The organism is Streptomyces sp. BBFR102, assembly GCF_051397025.1.
Taxonomy (GTDB): domain Bacteria; phylum Actinomycetota; class Actinomycetes; order Streptomycetales; family Streptomycetaceae; genus Streptomyces.
On sequence record NZ_CP195757.1, the window covers coordinates 2,044,982 to 2,060,416 of the forward strand.

The 15,435-nt window shown below is 74.5% G+C and carries 13 protein-coding genes and 2 pseudogenes; 7 read left to right on the top strand and 8 right to left on the bottom strand.

The genetic code is table 11. The features are described from left to right. Entirely contained in the window at window positions 1-975 is a 975-nt protein-coding gene (locus ACSLIC_RS09125) for an alpha/beta hydrolase (RefSeq protein WP_436737193.1), read from the bottom strand. 157 nt (window positions 976-1,132) lie between these two features. Between ACSLIC_RS09125 and ACSLIC_RS09130 the strand changes: the two genes are divergently transcribed. Both ACSLIC_RS09130 and ACSLIC_RS09135 read left to right on the top strand, forming a co-directional pair. After that, entirely contained in the window at window positions 1,133-2,065 is a 933-nt protein-coding gene (locus tag ACSLIC_RS09130; protein WP_436737194.1) for a DUF3626 domain-containing protein, read from the top strand. A 516-nt stretch (window positions 2,066-2,581) separates the two neighbouring features. Continuing rightward, entirely contained in the window at window positions 2,582-3,814 is a 1,233-nt protein-coding gene (locus ACSLIC_RS09135; protein WP_436737195.1) for an outer membrane protein assembly factor BamB family protein, read from the top strand. Between the two features lie 132 nt (window positions 3,815-3,946). Here the strand turns inward: ACSLIC_RS09135 and ACSLIC_RS09140 are convergent. The 3 genes and pseudogenes from ACSLIC_RS09140 to ACSLIC_RS09150 all read right to left on the bottom strand — a co-directional run bounded on the left by ACSLIC_RS09140 (window position 3,947) and on the right by ACSLIC_RS09150 (window position 6,688). Next, a pseudogene (locus ACSLIC_RS09140) lies at window positions 3,947-4,491 on the bottom strand (AAA family ATPase). 192 nt (window positions 4,492-4,683) lie between these two features. Next, window positions 4,684-5,385 (bottom strand): LuxR C-terminal-related transcriptional regulator, encoded by a 702-nt coding sequence (locus tag ACSLIC_RS09145; protein WP_436737196.1) that lies wholly within the window; start codon window positions 5,383-5,385, stop codon window positions 4,684-4,686. Between the two features lie 58 nt (window positions 5,386-5,443). Then, window positions 5,444-6,688, bottom strand: coding sequence for a PspC domain-containing protein (locus ACSLIC_RS09150; RefSeq protein WP_436737197.1), 1,245 nt, complete (start codon window positions 6,686-6,688; stop codon window positions 5,444-5,446). Window positions 6,689-6,833: 145 nt separating this feature from the next. Here ACSLIC_RS09150 and ACSLIC_RS09155 point away from each other — a divergent pair, with 145 nt between their 5' ends. The 3 genes and pseudogenes from ACSLIC_RS09155 to ACSLIC_RS09165 form a co-directional block, all read left to right on the top strand. Then, entirely contained in the window at window positions 6,834-8,123 is a 1,290-nt protein-coding gene (locus ACSLIC_RS09155) for a PspC domain-containing protein (RefSeq protein ID WP_436737198.1), read from the top strand. Beyond that, on the top strand, window positions 8,110-8,337 hold the full coding sequence (locus ACSLIC_RS09160) for a hypothetical protein (RefSeq protein WP_436737199.1): 228 nt from the start codon (window positions 8,110-8,112) through the stop codon (window positions 8,335-8,337). The genes ACSLIC_RS09155 and ACSLIC_RS09160 overlap by 14 nt, the downstream gene beginning before the upstream one ends. A gap of 7 nt (window positions 8,338-8,344) precedes the next feature. Next, window positions 8,345-8,578, top strand: a pseudogene (locus tag ACSLIC_RS09165) (NUDIX domain-containing protein); the annotation flags it as partial. Between the two features lie 46 nt (window positions 8,579-8,624). Here ACSLIC_RS09165 and ACSLIC_RS09170 read toward each other — a convergent pair. From ACSLIC_RS09170 to ACSLIC_RS09180, 3 genes are all read right to left on the bottom strand, one after another. Continuing rightward, complete coding sequence (locus tag ACSLIC_RS09170; protein WP_436737200.1) at window positions 8,625-9,164, bottom strand: DoxX family membrane protein; 540 nt, start codon at window positions 9,162-9,164, stop codon at window positions 8,625-8,627. A gap of 88 nt (window positions 9,165-9,252) precedes the next feature. Continuing rightward, on the bottom strand, window positions 9,253-10,002 hold the full coding sequence (locus ACSLIC_RS09175; RefSeq protein WP_436737201.1) for an SDR family NAD(P)-dependent oxidoreductase: 750 nt from the start codon (window positions 10,000-10,002) through the stop codon (window positions 9,253-9,255). Between the two features lie 77 nt (window positions 10,003-10,079). After that, on the bottom strand, window positions 10,080-11,489 hold the full coding sequence (locus tag ACSLIC_RS09180) for a hypothetical protein (protein WP_436737202.1): 1,410 nt from the start codon (window positions 11,487-11,489) through the stop codon (window positions 10,080-10,082). A gap of 320 nt (window positions 11,490-11,809) precedes the next feature. On the opposite strand from ACSLIC_RS09180, the gene ACSLIC_RS09185 reads away from it, so the two are divergent. Further along, a complete protein-coding gene (locus tag ACSLIC_RS09185) occupies window positions 11,810-12,313 on the top strand; it encodes a pyridoxamine 5'-phosphate oxidase family protein (RefSeq protein WP_436737203.1) in 504 nt (167 codons plus the stop codon). 474 nt (window positions 12,314-12,787) lie between these two features. On the opposite strand, the gene guaA is transcribed toward ACSLIC_RS09185, so the two are convergent. After that, window positions 12,788-14,380 carry a glutamine-hydrolyzing GMP synthase gene (guaA, locus tag ACSLIC_RS09190; protein ID WP_436740322.1) on the bottom strand — a complete coding sequence of 531 codons (1,593 nt, stop codon included), beginning with the start codon at window positions 14,378-14,380 and terminating at the stop codon, window positions 12,788-12,790. A 458-nt stretch (window positions 14,381-14,838) separates the two neighbouring features. Between guaA and ACSLIC_RS09195 the strand changes: the two genes are divergently transcribed. Next, complete coding sequence (locus ACSLIC_RS09195) at window positions 14,839-15,153, top strand: chorismate mutase (protein ID WP_436737204.1); 315 nt, start codon at window positions 14,839-14,841, stop codon at window positions 15,151-15,153. Window positions 15,154-15,435 lie beyond the last annotated feature (282 nt).

The following is a 15,435-nucleotide window of genomic DNA, read 5'->3' on the forward strand; positions in this document are numbered from 1 at the left end:
TCAGTCGTGCAGGGCCTTGCCGAGGGCGTCGACCGCGAGGTGGCGGGCGACGCGGGCGGCGCTGGTGTCCCGCAGGCTGTCCAGCAGCAGGAAGTCGTGGACCGTGCCGGTGACGCGGACGGCCGTCACGGCCACCCCGGCCTCCCGCAACCGCGCCGCGTACGCCTCGCCCTCGTCGCGCAGGACGTCGGCCTCGCCGGTGACGACCAGCGCCGGGGGCAGTCCGCGCAGCTGCTCCGTGGTGGCCTGGAGCGGCGCGGCGTAGACCTCGGTCCGCTGGGCGGGATTGGGCGCGTAGTGGTCCCAGAACCAGGTCATGGCGTCCCGGGTGAGGTAGTACCCCTCGGCGAACTGGAGGTACGAGGGGGTGTCGAAGTCCGCGTCGGCCACCGGGTACAGCAGCACCTGCGCCATGAGGTCGATACCGCCGCGCTCCTTGTTCATGATCGCGAAGACGGCCGCCATGGCGCCGCCGGCGGAATCACCGGCGACCGCGACCCGCGAGACGTCCAGGCCGTGCTCCGCGCCGTGCTCCAGGACCCACTGGCCGACCGCGTAGTTCTGCTCGACCTGCGTCGGGTACCGGGCCTCGGGCGCCCGCTCGTAGACGGGGAAGACGCCCGCCGCGCCCGCGCCGACGGCCAACTCGCGGAAGAGGCGGTCGTGGGTGTTCTCGTCGCCGAAGACCCAGCCCGCGCCGTGGATGAAGAAGACGACGGGAAGCGGCCCGGAGGCGCCCCTCGGCCGGATGATCCGGGTGCGGACCCGCCCCCACTGCCCCGCGTCGACGCTCACCCACTCCTCGTCGACCGCGGGCCGCTCCACCCCCTCCCCGCTCTGCAACCCGGCGAGGATCTCCCGCCCCCGCTCGGGCGGCACCTCGTAGATCCGGGGGTGCGGACCGGTCGCCTCGGCCAGTTCCCTGGCGGCCGTTTCCAGGTACGGGTCGGGGGGCGGGGGGAGCTGGAACGCCATGCGAGCCTCCGGGCGTGGGCGTGGGCGCGAGGGGGTGCCTTGTCCAGTTTTGGACGTACGGGATCGGAACGCAATCGGAGGACCCGAAGAGGCCGCCCCGCGCACCACCGGGCAAAAATCGCGGGCGCCCGACGCCCTCCCCCGCCACACTGCCCGCATGAGGGAGTCACGCACGGCACGGGCACGGCGGGAGCGAGCCCTGCGGCTGACGGCGGCCCGCGCCCCGTTCGGCCCGCCCCTCCCTCACGGCCACCGCCTCACCCTGAACTTCCACCCCGACCGCTTCTGCCGGGGCGTGCCCGTCCTCCAGGCGATGGCCGTGGACGGCGCCTACCGCTCCCAGTTCGCCACCGGCACCAGCAACGGCGGCCTGACCGCCCGCCCCGGCGGGGAGCGGTGGCACTGGGAAAGCCGTCTGTTCGGCGGGGCGTACGACGACTGCCCGCCCCAGGAGCGCCCTGTCTACGGCGCCTTGAACTTCCGCCACCGCCCGGTCGGCGCCGCCCCGCGCTTCGGCTCGTCCCACTTCCGCCTGCGCCGACAGGTGTCGGCCCGCGCGACCTACTGCTACCCGGACAGCTCCACCGGCCCCGGCTCCGTCGCCACCGCCGACCGGATGCCGCTGCTGGCCCTCGCCGCGAACGACCCCTCCCGCCCCGACCTCCTGGATGACTACGTCGAGGCCCAGGTCCACGGCCCGGTCCTCTTCTCCCGCGACGTCGAAGCCCTGGTCCTGGACCCCTGCTACCGCTCCACCCCGGTAGAGGACCAGGCCCGCGCCCTGGGCTGCCCGGTCGAATGGCACCCCGGCTTCCGCGTCCTCGTCGCCGACCTGGCCCGCCACCCGGACTTCCGGGGACCTGAGTACGTACAGCTGGCCCGGGAACTGGCCGGTGCCGACGGATGGCTGGACCCCGGCCTCATCGGCGCGGCGGTGCGGCACGAAGTGGCGCCCGATCAGGACCTGAAAAAGGTCTGGCACTACGTGGCACGCTTCTCGGGCGGGGTGTACGAGCCGCCTCTGGCTTCCGGCGCCCACGCCCGGCCCCCGGCGCCCCGCCCGGCGCGACGGGCCCCCCGTCAGACGTAGTCCCCCCCAACCCGAAGGTGGCCGCGTACGCCCGCCGCACCAGGTCCGCGCCCCGCCCGCCCCGCGGTAGCAGGGGGTCTGCGAGGTCATCCTCTCCGCCTTCGTGAGGTGTCACCCGACGGCGACCCGCGTGCTGACGGCGCGCGAACGGATTTCAGCGGTGCGCCTCCCGCCAGATCGTGGAGCGAGGGACCGCGCCTCCCCGCTCCTTGTCGCCGCCGTCCGGCGTGACCCGCTGTGGATACGGCCATGGGAAGCCGGGTACCCGCTCTGCCGCCGACCTGGCCCGGCGGCCATGGATCAGCAGGACCAGGCGCCGGGGCGGCGCGTCGCCAAGGTGACCGCGACGAAGGGCGGGACGGCCGGATCGGCCAGGTGGCCCTCGGCCTATGTACCGGCCTGTTCACGATGTCGTCCCGGTTGGGCCGCACCGCCTTCCGCGACCGGGCGGCGGCGGCCTACGTTCCTCGGCGCGAGCGGGATTTCGGAGAGACATCACCCCAGGGGGACGGCACGATGACGAGCACGACGGTGGGCGGGGCTTCCAGACGGCGGATACTGCGGCTGGCCGGGGGCGGCCTGACCCTGGCGGTCCTGGGGGCCGGGGCGGCGGGCTGCCGCGAGGGCGACGCGGGGTCGGGGGGTACCGGGGGCGACAGGCCGGGCGGGAGCGGGGAGCCCTCGGCGGGCGGGGGCGGCGGCGAGGACGGGAAGGCGCCGAAGGCGCTGTGGACGCGGTCGGTGCCGGCCGAGACCTACGGGGACAACGACGAACTCGTCGCCGTGGCGGGCCTGGTGATCGCCAGCGGCTCCCCGCTCTCCGCCCGGGACGCCGCCACCGGCGAGGAGCGCTGGTCGCTGCCGGACGGTGCGGCCCCCGGTGCCCCGCTGCTGGTCGGCGACGGCACCCTCTACCTGGCCAGCGGCACGTACGACGGCACGGTGTCCGGTTACGACCCGGCGAGCGGCAAGGAGACCTGGCAGGGCCGCCTCGGCAAGAAGTACCGCCAGCCCAGGCCGATCGCGGTCGACGAGCGGCAGGTGTACGTCGTCGCCGAGGTCCTGGAGGAGGACAACTCCTCGCACACCAACGTGATCGCCGGCCTCGACGCCGGCACGGGCAAGGTCGTCTGGAGTGAGCAGCGCGACCTCGGAACCGAGCAGAACGGCATCCACGCCTCCGTCCGGGGCCGCCACCTCGTCTACACCGATTTCAAGAAGAACCTGACCGTGCGCGACACCAGCTCCGGTCGGCAGGTGTGGACGCAGAAGACGGACAAGACCAACTACGGCTTCTTCACCGTCCACGAGGACCTGGTGATCGTCCCGCAGGGCGACCGGCTCCAGGCGTTCGCCCTGGCCGACGGCGCCCGGAAGTGGTCGGTGAAGTCGACGCACCTCACCGTCTTCAAGGAGCCGGCCGTGGTGGACGGCGTGCTGTACGTCGCCGACAGCGGCCGCACGGTCCGCGCCCTGGACCCCGCCACCGGAAAGGAACGCTGGCAGTCCAAGGACCTCGCCGCGGCCGGGTTCCAGGTGCCCCGGCAGTACGTCGCGGCCGGCGGGGTCCTCTACGTCGCGACCGACCTCGACAAGGACGGCGGCGTGGCCGCGCTCGACGCCGCGTCGGGCAGGCTTCGCTGGACCTTCAACGACGGCTCGGGCGACCACCACGCGTGGCTGGTGGCCACCGACGGCAAGCGGGTCTTCGCCCTGCACGGCAAGAAGCTGTACGCGCTGCCCGCCTGACGGGGGTCGGCGGGGGCGGCCGACTCGGCCGCCCCCGCCGATCCACCCCCTCATCCCGTGCAGCGGGCACCGACTCCCTTCCTCCGGACCGGACCAGACCATGGCGGTTCCGCCTTCATTCCCGGCCCCCGGTCAAACCTCCGAGGCCCCCACCACGTCAAGAATCCGCTCCACCCGCTCCTCCACCGTCCCCGCCGCCACCTCCACCAGCCGGAACCCGAACCGCCGGTAGCTCTCCTCGTGCACCTTCTCGAAGGCGAGCGACTCCTCGTAGCTGATGCGCCGCGCGTCGGTGGGCTCCAGGAAGCCGAGGGGGCGGAGGAGGAAGACGTACGGCTCGTAGACGCCGGGCGGGGTGGTGAGGCGGGTCAACTCGGCGGTGAGGGCGGGCGGGACGGGGTGGCCGAGGTAGGTGCGAGGGCATGGGTGCAGACCGGGGAGCGGTCGAAGAAGCAGGGGCCGGACGCGTCGGCCGCTTCCTGCCGGGCCCGCTGCTCGGCGGTGACCTGGGCGACGAAGCCGGGGTCGGTCCAGGGTTCGGGGACGCCGCGCGCCTGTGCGCGGGCGATGACGGAGGTGGCGGCCTCGCCGACGGTCCGGTGACCACGGGCGGCCAGGGCCCGCAGGACGGTGGTCTTGCCCGCTCCGGGGGTGCCCGTGAGGATGTGGCGCGGCATGGCGTGGTCCCTTCCGGCCGGACGCCCCGTCGTCCGGCGGGCCCGGCCTACTCCTTCTCGTCGAGGCCGGGGGCCCGGGTTCCCCTCCGGACCCCCCGCCTGTCCGCTGTCGCCCTGGGGACCTACCACGCCGTGGCGCGGCCGGACGAGGCGGCGGCGGGGCCCCGGCCGCCGCGCCCACCCCCTCCGGGGTCAGACCAGGCGGCGGGCGGTCGCCCAGCGGGTCAGCTCGTGGCGGTTGGAGAGCTGGAGCTTGCGCAGCACCGCCGAGACGTGCGACTCGACCGTCTTCACCGAGATGTACAGCTGCTTGGCGACCTCCTTGTAGGCGTAGCCCCGGGCGATCAGCCGCAGCACCTCGCGCTCGCGCTGGGTGAGCCGGTCCAGGTCCTCGTCGACCGGCGGAGCGTCGGTGGAGGCGAAGGCGTCCAGCACGAACCCGGCCAGCCGGGGCGAGAAGACCGCGTCGCCCTCCTGCACCCGGAAGACGGAGCCGACCAGGTCGGCGCCGGTGATGTTCTTGGTGACGTAGCCGCGGGCGCCGCCCCGGATGACACCGATGACGTCCTCGGCGGCGTCGGAGACGGAGAGCGCGAGGAAGCGCACCGGCCGCTCGGCGGCGCCCATCAGCCCGGCGCAGCGGCGCAGCACCTCGACACCGCCGCCGCCGGGCAGGTGCACGTCGAGCAGGACGACCTCGGGGCGGGTCGCGGTGATGACGGTGACCGCCTGGTCCACGTCGTCGGCCTCGCCGACCACCTCGACGCCGGTCTCCTCGGTCTGCCCGATCTCCGCCTGGACGCCGGTGCGGAACATCCGGTGGTCGTCGACGAGGACGACCCGTACGCGCCGCTCGCCCCCGCCCGCGCCGCCGCCGGCCGTGGTCTCGCTCATGTCGTCGCCCTCTCTCTCGGCCGGCCGCCCTCTGCGCCCGCCTCGCCGCCCGTACCCATCATCGCGCCGTCGCCCGCTTCATCTCCAGCTCCACCTCGGTCCCGCCGTCGGGCGCGGAGCGCAGCCGCGCGGTGCCGCCGTGGCGCTCCATGCGGCCGATGACCGACTCGCGGACGCCCATCCGGTCGGCGGGCACCTCGTCCAGGTCGAAACCGGGGCCCCGGTCCCGTACGGAGACGAAGACGTCCTCCCCGGCGACCTCCGCGAAGACCTGCACGGGCCCGCCCTCGCCACCGTACTTGGCGGCGTTCACCATGGCTTCCCGCGCGGCCTGGATCAGCGCGGGCAGCGGCTCGTCCAGCGGGCAGTCGCCGACCAGGACGACCTCCAGCGGTACGCCGTGCTTGTCCTCGACCTCGGCGGCGGCGCGCTTGACCGCCTCGGCCAGCGTCGCGGGCTCGTCCTCGGCGGCGCGGCCCGAACCTTCCGGCCGGTGCAGCCAGTTGCGCAGTTCGCGTTCCTGGGAACGGGCGAGGCGGCGGACCTCGGCGGGCCGGTCGGCGTTGCGCTGGATCAGCGTGAGGGTGTGCAGCACCGAGTCGTGGACATGGGCGGCGACCTCGGCCCGCTCCTGGGCGCGGATGCGCATCAGCCGCTCCTGCCCGAGGTCCTGCGCCATCCGCACCAGCCACGGTCCGGCCAGCAGCGCCACCCCGACCAGCACGGCGAGCGACGCCTGGAGGATCGCCCCGAGGTGCTCGGCCGACCCCTGGAGCACGAACATCCCCGACACCCCGGCGCCGACCAGCAGCACACCCGCCGCCGACCGGGCCAGCGTCAGGTTGCGGCGCCTGAGCCCGACCTCGGCCCAGCGGGCCCGGCGGGCGTTGTCGGCCTGCCGCCAGACCACGGCGACACCGGCGCCGACCAGCAGGGCGGGGAAGAGGTAGGTACGGGCGGTGCCGTTCAGGTCGACCGAGGCGACGAAGACCATGGAGGCGACGAGCAGCGCCAGCAGGGCGACGAGCTGCCCCCGGTCCGTCTTGGCGGGGGCGGTCGGCGGCTGCGGGGCGAGACCGCCGACGCCCAGCGGTACGAACGACCAGAACGCGGCGTAGAGCAGCGCGCCCAGGCCGTTGGCGACGAAGAGGGCGACGAAGGCGAGCCGGACCCAGAAGACGGGCAGGCCGAGGTGGCCGGCGAGACCGCGCGCGACCCCGCCCAGCCAGCGGCCGTCGCTGCTGCGGTAGAGCTTGCGCGGTTCCCGCTCCTGCTCGATGGTCCCTGCTGCGGCGTCCGGCATGGAGCGATCGTCACACGGCGGCACGGCGGGAGGCATCAGGGTTCTCCCCCAGGACGGCCCCGGTCCGGGACTCGGGGTCGATTTCAGGGTCCGCCCAGGGTCGTACCGGCTGCCCGGACGGCACGTGCGCCGTCACCATGGAGCCATGACCCCGCCGCCCACCGGAGCCACCGGTGCCCCGCCCACCCCCGAACCGCCCGTCGAGGAGCGGCCCCCCGGCTTCCGCCGCGACCGGCGCCACCGCAAGATCGGCGGCGTCTGCGCGGGGATCGGCCTGCACTACGGCCTGGACCCGCTGATCTTCCGCATCTGCCTGGCCGTGCTCTCCGCGACCGGCGGCGTCGGACTCCTCTTCTACGGCTTCGCCTGGCTGCTGGTGCCGTACGAGGGTGAGGAGGAGAACGAGGCGCGCCGGCTGCTCTCCGGGCGGGTCGACGGGCCCGCGCTCACCGCCGTCCTCTTCGCCATGGTCGGCTGCGGGCTGCTGCTCTCGGTCATCAACAACGGCCAGCTCCTGTGGTTCGCCGTGCTGTTGGGGCTGCTCCTCGCCGGGGCCGCCCACTGGTCGAGGACCAGGCCGGAACAGGACGAGCGGTCCCAGGAGGGAATGCCGCCCGAGCCGAAGGCGCCGCCGGTGCCCGACGGGCCCGGGTCCTGGTGGCAGGGCCCGATCGTCAAGGACGGCAGCCACGACGGCACCACCGGCTACCTCTGGGGCCCGGCCGCCCTGGCCGACGACACCGGCGGCGCCACCAGCACCCGCGCCCGCTCCTCGGGCCCGCGTCCCGGCGGCCGGTTCACCGAACGGCCGCGCCGCCCCCGCTCCCTGGGCTTCCTCACCTTCCTGCTGGCCGGGGCGGCGGGCACCCTGGCCGCGTTCGCCGACTGGGACTCCCAGCCGCTGGGGCCCACGCTCCAGACCGGGCTGGCGGTCGCGCTCGGCGTCCTCGGCCTCGGGGTCGCGGTGAGCGCCTTCCTCGGCCGGACCGGCATCGGCACGATCTTCCTCGCCGTCCTCACCGCCGTCGCCCTGGCCGGCGCCGCCAACCTCCCCGCCGACGCCACCACCGACTGGTCCTCCCCGACCTGGCGCCCCGCCGACACCGCGGCGCTCCGCCCCGAGTACCGCATCGGCACCGGCGACGCCACCCTCGACCTCAGCGAGGTCACCGTCCCGAAGGGGGAACGCGCCTCGGTCAGCGCCCGCGTCGCCACCGGCCACCTGCGCGTCCTCCTCCCCCGCACCACCTCGGTCGACCTGCGCGCCGCCTCCGGCCTCGGCACCGTCCAGCTCCCCGGCGACCGGAACGACGGCGTGAGGATCGGCAACGACGTCTCACGCAAGGCCACCTATCCCGCGAAGGAAGGCGGCCTCCTCACCGTCCACGTCGAAACGGGCTTCGGCCTGACGGAGGTCATCCGTGCTACGCCATGAACCCCAGCCCGGCCGCCTCCTCGCCGGCACCGTCCTCGTCGCCGCCGCCGTCCTGTACACCGGCGACGCCGCCTCCGCCTGGTCCGTCCCGTGGTGGGTGCTGTTCCCGCTGGTCTGCGGCGGGTTGTGGGTGGCGGCGGCGGTGGGGGTCTTCGGGCACCTGGTGCGCAGGCGGCGCCGCCGGAGGACGGGGGACCGAGTCGGCGGCCACTGACGCGCCGGTGGCTCCGGACCTCCCGGCCCACCTCGTACGCCTTCTTCCGGTCCCCTGTCTCCGACGCCTCCGCCCGGAGAGCGGAACCACGTCCAAGGGATACGCCGAGTCGTTCGACACCCTCCCTGGCGCCGCCGTTCGCGAGGTCGGGGAGGAGACCGGCCTCGACGTGGAGATCACCGGCCTCGTCGGCACGTACACCGATCCGCGTCACGTCCTCGCGTACGCGGACGGAGGGGTAGACGAACACGCTTCGCCTCCTTGAGTGCGTCCGCCGGAGCCTTTCCTCAGTCCCCCGCCCCCAGCCCCATGTCCAGTCCCCTCCTCCGCCGCAGCCGCAGCGCGTTGTCCGCCGAGAAGTGCTCCGCGCCCGCCAGGACCAGGGGCAGCCAGGCCAGCAGGTAGGCCAGGTCGTTGCCGTAGTAGTACGGAGTCGTGGGCCAGCTGACGGTGAGCCACAGGACCAGGGAGATGAGGGCACCGCCCGCTGCGGCCACGCGGGCCCACAGGCCCAGCAAGGTGCCGAGGCCGACGAGGAGTTCGCCGGTCGCCAGGGCGGTGCCGGAGGCGGTGGGGCTGTGCTGGGCCAGATCGACGAGGAAGGGGGCGCCCGCTGTGGAGTGGACGGCGTCGAGGAGTTCGCCGAGGGAGCCGGGGCCGGAGGCGGAGAGGAAGGCGGGGTCGGTGAGTTTGCCGAGGCCGGCATGGACGAAGGTGACGCCGAGGAAGACGCGGAGCGGCAACAGGGCGTACCGGCGCAGGCTGGCGCGGATGCCGCGCCGGGGGCCGAGGCCGCCCGGTTGTTGCAGCAGGGTCCCATGTGCCATGGGGGCTGCCGCCTCTCGGGTTGGGGGTGGGGGGGACGTCGGCGCTCCTGCCCGTTCCGGGCTTCGGCCATGCGGAGCGGAGAGCGGGTCAGCGGCCTCCGGCGACGCGCAGGACGGCGCCCGTGGTGTACGAGGCGTCGGCGGAGAGGAGCCAGGAGACGGCCGCCGCGATCTCCTCCGGCTGCCCGGCGCGGCCCAGCGGGATACCGGCCGCCTGCTTGGCGGGCCGCTCGGGGTCGGCGTGGAAGTCGGTCCAGATGACGCCGGGGGCCACGCAGTTGACGCGGATGCCGTCGTCCGCGACTTCCTTGGCGAGGCCGACGGTGAGGGTGTCGACGGCGGCCTTGGCAGCGGCGTAGTGGACGTACTCTCCGGGGCTGCCGAGGGTGGCGGCGGCGGACGAGACGTTGACGAGGGCGCCGCCGCCGGAGGCGGCCAGGTCGCGGACGGCGCGGCGGGCACAGAGCAGGTAGCCGAGGACGTTGACGTCCAGGGCGCGGGAGAGCCCGGTGGGGTCGGCGTCGGCGAGGCGGCCGACGGGGCCGCTGGTCCCGGCGTTGTTGACCAGGCCGGTGACGGTGCCGAAGGCGGCGGCCTCGTCGAAGAGCGCGTCGACCGAGTCGGCGTCGGCGGTGTCGACGGCGACCGCCAGCGCGCGCCGCCCGGCGGCGCGGACCCGCTCGGCGACGGCTTCGGCCGAGGCCCGGTCAAAGCGGTAGCCGACGACGAGGTCGTGGCCGTCTGCGGCGAGCCGGGCGCAGACGGCGGCGCCGATGCCCCGGCTGCCGCCGGTCACCACGGTCAGGGGCCTCGGTCCTGTCGTACCCGCCGTCGTCATCGTGGGAGACCTCCGTGTCACGCACTCCCCCGCCGGGGCGCGGGGGCCGCCTTCACCGTATCGACGCCGGACGGCGGTCAGTCGCCGACCTCGATGGTCACCTTGTTGGTCTCGACGCCCGCCGCGGAGACCAGCTGGACCTCGGCCTTGCCGGGTTCGACCTCGACCGGCACCGGGACGATCAGCGCGGTGTCGGAGGGGTTGGTGAAGCCACCGGGCACGGGCACCAGCGGGACGTGCACGTGGACGGCTCCTATCCGCACGACCATCCGCGCGAGCCGGTCCGGGGTGCGGGCGCTGGGCGGCAGGAATCCGGCACCGCGGATCTCGATGTCGTCGCCGGTGCGGATCGGCCCGTCCAGGTCGCCGGCCTCGCGGGCGCGCACCACGGCGTGGATGACGGGCCGGGACCCCTCGGCGTACTTGCTGGCCAGGTAGGTCGCGGCGGAGACGAGGACGAGCAGGGCCAGGCCCCACGGCAGGTCGGGCAGCTGGTCGGGGCGGCGGGCCAGGCGGACCAGCGCGTAGACCGTGGCGACGGCGCTGACCAGGACGTACTGGGTGTCGGCGAAGTGGGCGCGGCCACTGTCGTCGGTGAGCAGGTCGGCGGCGCGCGGCCGGGGTGCCCGCGCCTTCTGGAGCCGCTGCCCCTGGACGCGTACGGCGACCACGCGGCGGACCACGACGGCCACCGCGCAGGTCACGGCGAGCACGGTGACCAGACCCGCGCCCCGGGCGAGGTCCAGCCCGGCGATGAGCGTGTCGCGCTCCCCGTCGCCGGAGGCGAAGGCGAGCCGCCCGGCCAGCACGAGGACGGCGTACACGGTGAGCAGCACCCACAGGGCGGCGACCGCGCGGGAGGTGGAGAGCCGGTTGTCCTCGCCGATGACGGGGGCGAGGACGCCGCCGCGCCGCCCGTGCAGCCGGGCCGCGCCGGTGAGCAGCCCGGCGCCGAGCAGGGCGGCGAGCAGGCCGGCCGTGCGGGCGGCGGTCCACCCGGCGGCGAAGGCGGTGGCCACCTGTCCGAGGAGGAGCACGGCGACGGCGCCCCAGACGACGTACAGGGTGCGCCGCCACAGCAGCACGTACCAGCCATGGGCCTCGGCCCGGGCCCGGGCGCCGACCTCGCGGGCCGCCTGTGTCAGCTCGTCGGAGATCCACTGCCGGGAGGCCCCGGCCGAGTACGAGACGGCGGCCGGCAGCCCTTCGCCCGCCGCCAGCGCGTCCCGCCGGGCGCGGAAGGCGGCCTGCGCCTCACGGTGGGCGGCGCGGGCGCCGCGCGGGCACCGCGGGCAGGCGCAGGTGTGCGGGTGCGGGGCGTCGGCCCGCTCCGCCTCGCCGTCCCCGGGCGCGGGCCGGTCGTCGGGGGCGCCGGCCTGGTGCGGTACGGGCGGCGGGGCCTCGCCCGTGCGGTGGCCGGGGGCGACCGGCACGCCGCCGGCCCCGTTGGTGTCGTCCGCCGTGTTACCGGCCTCTCGCCCCGCCACGGTCCATGCCCGCCTTCCCCGTCGTCCACGCTGGTCCCGGTGCCGCACGGCACCCTCGCGCGCGCCGGTCCCGGGCCCGGTCAAGGGCCCGCCAACTGCCGCGCGGTGACTGCAAATTGTGCCGTATGGGCAGGGTCCGGGGCACATCAGGGGCGTGCTGATGCCACGTAGGGGCGCGTGCGGCTACGGGCACGGCGCTGACCAGCGGAGAAGCGACCCCGGGGGGCGTGCGCCCGGCGTCCCCGGCGCACCGGGAAACGGCTCCACACCGCCCCGTAAACCCGACAGTGGCTGACGGGTATCCCGGCAAGACTCCCGGTATGGAATCCGCGTACCCCTTGCCCGCAGGCGTCTCCTGGTCCGCCTTCGCCACCGCCGAACCCGCCTTCGCCGACCGCGTGGCCGCCCGCTTCCGCCTGTACCGGCACCAGGTCCTCGCCACCCTCCGCAAGGACGGCTCCCCCCGCACCTCGGGCCTGGAGGTCAGCTTCAGTCAGGGCGAGCTGTGGCTCGGCATGATGCCCGCCTCCCGCAAGGCCCACGACCTCCACCGCGACCCCCGCTTCGCCCTCCAGGCCAACCCGGGCGCCGGCGCCGAGATCGCCGACGGCGACGTCCGCGTGGCCGGCCGCGCCATCGAGGTCACCGACCCGGCCGTCATCACCGCCTTCCGCCACACCGAGAACCCGCCCCCGGGCCCCTTCCACCTCTTCCGCACCGAACTGACCGAGATCGTCTGGTCCGGCCTGAACGCAGAGGAAGAGGAAATGGTCATCACCCTCTGGCGCCCCGGCCACCCCCTCCACGAATCCCGAAGGCACTGACCCACCCAAAACCCACCCGGCCCCGCCACCCGACGCCCCCCACCCCGGCCCCGTCCCGTCCCCGTCCCCGACCAGCCACCCCCAGCCCGACCAACACCCCCCGGCCGGCCACCTCCAGCCCGGCCGGCCACCCCCAGCCCGGCCGGCGCTTGAGGCCATCCCGTAGCCGCACCGCAGGCACCACCCCAGCCGAAAACTCAGCCCGGCCGGCGCTTGAGGCCAAACCCCAGCCCGGCCGGCGCTTGAGGCCATCCCGTAGCCGCACCGCAGGCACCACCCCAGCCGAAAACTCAGCCCGGCCGGCGCTTGAGGCCAAACCCCAGCCCGGCCGGCGCTTGAGGCCATCGGTGACACGCGCCCCGCCGCCGCACAGGCAGACCACCCCCGGGGGGGCGCCCCAGAAAACGCCAAATGCCGCCGCACCCCCGGCAAGGGGACACAACGGCACCCGACGTCACACCTGAGCCGAAAGGCTCACTCCCATTCGATGGTCCCCGGCGGCTTGCTCGTCACATCGAGCACCACCCGGTTGACCTCGGCCACCTCGTTGGTGATCCGCGTCGAGATCCGCGCCAGCACGTCGTACGGCATCCGCGTCCAGTCGGCGGTCATCGCGTCCTCGGACGAGACGGGCCGGAGCACGATCGGGTGCCCGTAGGTCCGCCCGTCGCCCTGCACGCCGACCGACCGCACGTCGGCGAGGAGCACCACGGGGCACTGCCAGATGTCGCGGTCGAGCCCGGCCGCGGTCAGCTCCTCGCGGGCGATGGCGTCGGCCTCGCGGAGCAGGTCGAGGCGGTCCTTGGTGACCTCGCCGACGATGCGGATGCCGAGGCCGGGACCGGGGAAGGGCTGGCGCTGGACGATCTCCTCGGGCAGGCCCAGTTCCTGGCCGACCATCCGGACCTCGTCCTTGAACAGCATGCGCAGCGGCTCGACGAGCTCGAACTCGATGTCGTCGGGGAGGCCGCCCACGTTGTGGTGGGACTTGATGTTGGCGGTGCCGGTGCCGCCGCCGGACTCGACCACGTCCGGGTAGAGGGTGCCCTGGACCAGGAAGGCGACGTCCTCGCCCTCACCGGCCGCCTCGGCGACGATCTCGGCCTGCGCCTGCTCGAAGACGCGGATGAACTCCCGGCCGATGATCTTGCGCTTCTGCTCGGGGTCGCTGACCCCGGCGAGCGCGGCCAGGAAGCGCTCCTCGGCGTCGACCACCTTGAGCTGCACGCCGGTGGCGGCGACGAAGTCCTTCTCGACCTGCTCGGTCTCGCCCTTGCGCATCAGGCCGTGGTCGACGTAGACGCAGGTCAGCTGGGTGCCAATGGCCCTCTGGACGAGGGCCGCGGCGACCGCGGAGTCCACGCCGCCGGAGAGGCCGCAGATGGCGCGCTTGGCGCCGACCCGGGCGCGGATCTCGGCGACCTGCTCCTCGATGACGTTGCCCATGGTCCAGTTCGGGGAGAGCCCCGCGCCCCGGTACAGGAAGTGCTCCAGCACCTGCTGGCCGTGGGTGGAGTGCATCACCTCGGGGTGGTACTGCACGCCGTAGAGCTTCTTCTCGTCGTTCTCGAAGGCGGCGACCGGCACCACGGCGGTGGAGGCGGTCACGGTGAAGCCCTCGGGCGCGGCCGAGCAGGCGTCGCCGTGCGACATCCACACCGACTGCTCGCCGGGGGTGCCCTCGAAGAGCGTCGAGCCGGACTTGGAGACGGTCAGCTCGGTACGGCCGTACTCGCGGGCGCCGCTGTTGTCGACGGTGCCGCCGAGCGTCCGCGCCATCAGCTGGAAGCCGTAGCACATGCCGAAGACCGGGACACCGGCCTCGAAGAGCGACCGGTCCAGGGTGGGGGCGTGCTCCGCGTACACCGAGGACGGGCCGCCGGAGAGGATGATGGCCGCCGGGTTCTTGGCGAGCATCTCCGAGACGGGCATCGTGCTGGGCACGATCTCGCTGTAGACACGGGCCTCGCGGACGCGGCGGGCGATGAGCTGGGCGTACTGCGCGCCGAAGTCGACGACCAGGACGGTCTCGGCTGCGGCGGGCGACGCGGGGGACGCTGAGGGCACTGCGGCGGCCTTCCGGCGGGTGATCGGGTGATTCATGGGCTGATCACAGGGGGGTGGATGTCCACTGATTCTAACGGGGCCCCGGTCCGCTTCATTCCGTCTCGTCCCCGTGGAGGAACCCGCTCCGCGCCCGGTCCCGCGGCCGGGCTGGCCAGTTCGGGCGAGGGCCGCCCCGGGGGTGTGGGCCGTCTCACCATCCGGCCCGGCTTGCCCCGGGGGCGGGCGGCGGGTGCATACTGGCCCCGTGATCCAGCACCTCAGCTTCCTCTTTACCTATGGCACCCGGCCCGCCGGCTGCCATGGTCGTGCTGCTTGATCCACTGACAAGCGTGCGAAGGCGCCCCGGGCCGAACGGCCCGGGGCGCCTTCCGTTTCCCGGACCTCTCGCCCCCGGGGCTCCCCGCCCGCCCCACCGCCGGCCCGCCCGGACCGGCCACGACGGAGCAGGAGCCCTCCCCATGACCACCACCACGACCGCCACGAGCCCCGCCGCTCACCCCTCCGAACGCACCGGCGCCCGCACCCCCGAGGCGGCCGAGCTGATCGGCGGGGCGCGGGAGCGGATCGACGCGCTGGACGACCGGATCATCGGCCTGGTCCAGGAGCGGATCGCGGTCTCCGCCGTCATCCAGGAGGCGCGGATCTCCTCGGGTGGCCGCCGGGTCAACCTCTCCCGCGAGATGGAGATCCTCAGCCACTACCGGGACGCCCTCGGCGCGCCGGGCACCTCGCTGGCCATGACGCTCCTGGAGCTGTCCCGGGGCCGGGTCTGAGCGCCCCGCACCTGAGTTCGCATCGCTTCTCACCCGTACGGAGCGTGACCGGCGCGCGCCGGGCCTCGTTGTTCCCGGTGTCCGTGCCAGCCAGGGGCGGGCCAGCAAGAACCACGCGTGGCTTTCACTGGAGCGATGAGACGTGCGGCGCCTGTCCGCACGTCGTGGGACCTCGCTCCAGCGTGACCGGACGGCAGGGGACAGCAGTCCGGTCACCCTCTGAACGGCCGGCTCCGGGGACGCCCGGAACCGGTCGTCTCGGGCCCCCGTCTCCCCGCGCGG

Coding starts and splice junctions, on each gene's coding strand:
- ACSLIC_RS09125 (WP_436737193.1), bottom strand. CDS start 975: ATGGCGTTCCAGCTCCCCCCGCCCCCCGACCCGTACCTGGAAACGGCC.
- ACSLIC_RS09130 (WP_436737194.1), top strand. CDS start 1,133: ATGAGGGAGTCACGCACGGCACGGGCACGGCGGGAGCGAGCCCTGCGG.
- ACSLIC_RS09135 (WP_436737195.1), top strand. CDS start 2,582: ATGACGAGCACGACGGTGGGCGGGGCTTCCAGACGGCGGATACTGCGG.
- ACSLIC_RS09145 (WP_436737196.1), bottom strand. CDS start 5,385: ATGAGCGAGACCACGGCCGGCGGCGGCGCGGGCGGGGGCGAGCGGCGC.
- ACSLIC_RS09150 (WP_436737197.1), bottom strand. CDS start 6,688: ATGCCGGACGCCGCAGCAGGGACCATCGAGCAGGAGCGGGAACCGCGC.
- ACSLIC_RS09155 (WP_436737198.1), top strand. CDS start 6,834: ATGACCCCGCCGCCCACCGGAGCCACCGGTGCCCCGCCCACCCCCGAA.
- ACSLIC_RS09170 (WP_436737200.1), bottom strand. CDS start 9,164: ATGGCACATGGGACCCTGCTGCAACAACCGGGCGGCCTCGGCCCCCGG.
- ACSLIC_RS09175 (WP_436737201.1), bottom strand. CDS start 10,002: ATGACGACGGCGGGTACGACAGGACCGAGGCCCCTGACCGTGGTGACC.
- ACSLIC_RS09185 (WP_436737203.1), top strand. CDS start 11,810: ATGGAATCCGCGTACCCCTTGCCCGCAGGCGTCTCCTGGTCCGCCTTC.
- ACSLIC_RS09195 (WP_436737204.1), top strand. CDS start 14,839: ATGACCACCACCACGACCGCCACGAGCCCCGCCGCTCACCCCTCCGAA.